Here is a 3,574-nt window from a genome sequence, read left to right as displayed (position 1 = left end):
CCAAAATATAAACTCCGCAATTAGCTATAAATCTAATTCTTGAACAGCATCAAAGATACATCAAACAACTACTAAGAGACCAAGAAAAGAACAATCAAACCTAAGATGACAAAGTAGGACTAGTATATACACCATTATCTAATAATAAATTAATGGAACAAGTATCACAAGATAATATTAAGATAGCAAAATTTGTAGCAGGGGCTATAGGATTTGAGCCTAATGTTTACCCATACTATGATGATGATCGTAAAAGTTCATTAGATATACTGGATTTAGTTGACCCAATTGATAAATCAAATAAGTTTTATTGTACAATTGGATTATCAGATTACGATAATATAATTGAGTTTAATGATGGTAATCGTAATGTACCTATTGAAATATTAATTGTAGGGAAACAAAAAGATAATAAGTTGCCAAATATTTTATCTACTTGTGGGTTTTATGTTTCTAAAAATAGGTGGACTGTTCAGCCAAATACTGTATTTAAAAATATGATTAAAATGTATTATCCATCAATGGAAACGAAACATTTAATGTTTACCTCTCCTTTTTTATGGGAAGATAAATTAACCTCTTTAGAGTTAAAAAACAAAACAGTCAATTGGTTATTGGCTATACCCATAACTGATAAAGAATTTTCATACAAAGAAGAAAATGGAGCAACAGCTTTATTTGACTTATTTGAGGAACATGATATTGATATTTTTAACATAAATAGAATTTCTGTTGTTTAAATAAACTATGACTCGATGGTGTTTTTATATGATTTAAATTCTAATCAATTAAATAAAGCTTGTTTAACTTTAAATAGTTCAAACTTATACCTTAATTACATTATTTATGGCTTAGAACAGCTAAAACTTAAAACAGATGATTCTCTTTTTCATTTAATTGCAAATCACTGGATAGAAAAAAGGGGTAAATCTTTTAATGTATATAAAAAAGAAAAATAATTTATGGTTTAATCATTTTTGTTTCTTAAAACGTTGTAAAATGACTATTGAATCTTTTATAGATAAACTTATTAATCCAGATTTCAAATGCTTCATAAAAAAGCAACCTAAAGATGCTTTTCATCATTCATCATTTAGTTATTATGGGGCTTATGTATCTTATACAAGTATAGGGGGGATAGAAGAGTGTTTAGATTCAATTTATAAAGAAGTAACAACAGATCATTCTTATTATACTTTTCCTGTTACCATTCAAATGTATGATAAAGTAACAGGAAAAATATTATGGAATGGTAGGATAGCCAAAGAACCAGATAGTTATTAAGTTCAAATAAATTATATTTCTGGTAATCTAGAAACTGCCTTTTCATCTTCTAACAATCCCATTGATTTTAGGTAACGCTCTGTAGTTTTTACAGTTGTATGCCTACTCATTTTTTGGATTTTAATAATATCCTTTTCCTCTTTATACCAATTTACGCAAGCTGTATGTTTAAATCCATATAGGGTATAATCTGGGTCATTATCAAAGCCGAAATGTTTTTTCACTTCTCTAAAATGTTTAGACATGTAATTTTCGCCCATTGGGATTTTTGAAGGTTTTTTTGCAGAACTAAAAATAAAGTAATTTTTATCGTATTGTTCCAATTGCATTTCATCAATTATTTTTCTTAGTGCTGGGGCTATTGGAATAATGTCGTAACGTTTAGATTTGCTTTGCTCAACTTTAATACTTATAGTATTTGCCTTTAAATTAATATCCTTAACTCTTAACCTACGCAATTCTACTGGACGCATAAAAGAATAGTATATAAAAGTAATGATTGTCCATAGGTAAGGGTCATTTTTTAAAACATACTCCTTTATTTTTGCAACTTCTTCATTTGTATAGGGTTTGTTTTTTGTACCGTAATCTGTAGGGAGGTTATCAAATTTCTCTAGAGGATTTTCACCATCAACCCATTGTTGCTCTATACAATCATTATAAAAAGAACTAATAACACCTAGAGCATTATTGTGAGTTTTAGATTTGTTTTTCAAACCAGTAAGTAAGTGCATTTGGTAATCTTGTATCACATGAAAATTGATATCCTCAATATGTACCAAAGGCTCTTCTTGTTTTTCTGCCCAATTTATAAATTGTAGCATTGTATTTTTAAAGAAGCTGATTCCCCTTTTATGGTACTTTTTAGCTTCTCTAAGGGTAACTAATCTATCAATTGCTTTGCGGATTGTAACAGGCTCTTTTTTAGTCTTTTCTTTGAGTTGTTTAGCCTCTTTCTTTTTATTGAGTTCTCTGATTTTATTAGTATCTATATGATACCCTGCTTTAAGAAGTTTATTGACTTGCTTTTTTCGATCTTTTAAGAAAGCTTCTTTTTCTGCATTTGTTTTGTATTCAGAAGGCACATATATTCTTTTACGATCTAAATCGTTTAATTGTGTATTCCAAACATAAAACTTTACATAATCGCCGTTAATTGCTTTAGAACGTACTATTACGGCTTTTTTAAACTTTGGCATATTTTGAAATTCATCTTTGCTAACTAGTTTAAAAATTTCTACTAATGTGCTATTTACTGACGTTGCTACTGACGTGAGCCACCCTCTATAACCAGAAAAACCCTCGTTGTCTGTTGACAACGAGGGTTTTAACTTAGTCGACTCCGCAGGAGAAAGTTCGAACTTTTTGGCGGTAGACTTAGATCTAATTATCAGTAAATCAAGTGTTTTAGGAAATACTTATTTTACATAATGTTTAAAGTGAATTTGTGATAATAAATTTATCTAGGTATTTGTTGAGATCAGCTGATTAGTATCATCATAGGCTGGTGTATAGGTTTTCTGATGCTATTTTGGACATTCTCCTTTTGTGACAGAGAGAGTAATTATAGAACAATATATATGTAAATAGTTCTATAATAATTAACTAAAGAAGGGTGCTTTTTACAGTATGATTGTAAAATGAGTCGAAAATCTAAGAAGCGTATTCTAGAAGATTTGAGATATATGAAACTTCATACTAAAACCCAATGTAATTTACAAGATCTGTCATTTTTGCTAAATCCTAAAATTAGGGTTGGATACATTACTATGGTAAAATAAAGCGTAACTCCCTAAAACCTGTCTTTTATTACCTCCATCATCGAATTCTTAAATGGATTTTGAACACGTATAAACGCTTCAAAAGAAGTCGAGTCTTAGCTGTAAAATGGTTAAGACGTATGACGAGAGATTGTCCAACTATGTTTTATCATTGGGAGTTAGGTTATCAATTAACGTAACGATTGGCTACATAATAAGAGCCGTGTTTTGACCCCTATAAAACAAGAGTAATCTTTTAAATTTGGATTATTAATTATGCTACTCTATTTTTCATTAAAATTAAGTGTTTGTCTTTGTTCCATTTTTCCATAGGAGTTATTCTTCCCAATAGTCCATGATGCCTTACGTTGTTATAGAAAACCACATATCTTTTTAGTATTTGTTGAATCTCTCCAAATGTTCTATACTCAAATCGTTGAAAGACTTCTTTTTTAAGTATTCCATGATAAGCTTCTACATGTGCATTTTCCTCTGGTGTAGCAACATGAGTAAACTCTTGACTTACCCCT

At 29.5% G+C, this 3,574-nt stretch carries 4 protein-coding genes; 2 read left to right on the top strand and 2 right to left on the bottom strand.

Annotated elements, in window-relative coordinates; all coding sequences use genetic code 11:
• Positions 1-152: 152 nt before the first annotated feature.
• Together CVD18_RS21805 and CVD18_RS21795 are read left to right on the top strand one after the other, a co-directional pair.
• Entirely contained in the window at positions 153-740 is a 588-nt protein-coding gene (locus CVD18_RS21805) for a suppressor of fused domain protein (RefSeq protein ID WP_103867569.1), read from the top strand.
• Between the two features lie 259 nt (positions 741-999).
• Positions 1,000-1,284 (top strand): hypothetical protein, encoded by a 285-nt coding sequence (locus tag CVD18_RS21795; RefSeq protein ID WP_146052905.1) that lies wholly within the window; start codon positions 1,000-1,002, stop codon positions 1,282-1,284.
• 11 nt (positions 1,285-1,295) lie between these two features.
• Here the strand turns inward: CVD18_RS21795 and CVD18_RS21790 are convergent, their stop codons facing one another.
• Together CVD18_RS21790 and CVD18_RS21785 are read right to left on the bottom strand one after the other, a co-directional pair.
• Positions 1,296-2,603 (bottom strand): site-specific integrase, encoded by a 1,308-nt coding sequence (locus CVD18_RS21790; protein WP_103867566.1) that lies wholly within the window; start codon positions 2,601-2,603, stop codon positions 1,296-1,298.
• A gap of 715 nt (positions 2,604-3,318) precedes the next feature.
• Positions 3,319-3,574 (bottom strand): integrase core domain-containing protein (locus CVD18_RS21785; RefSeq protein ID WP_146052742.1); only part of this gene is annotated, 256 nt, incomplete at its 5' end.

Source organism: Aquimarina sp. I32.4 (assembly GCF_002924285.1).
Lineage (GTDB): Bacteria > Bacteroidota > Bacteroidia > Flavobacteriales > Flavobacteriaceae > Aquimarina.
Note: the sequence above shows the minus strand (reverse complement) of the source record. Positions and strands in the feature narration are given on the sequence as shown.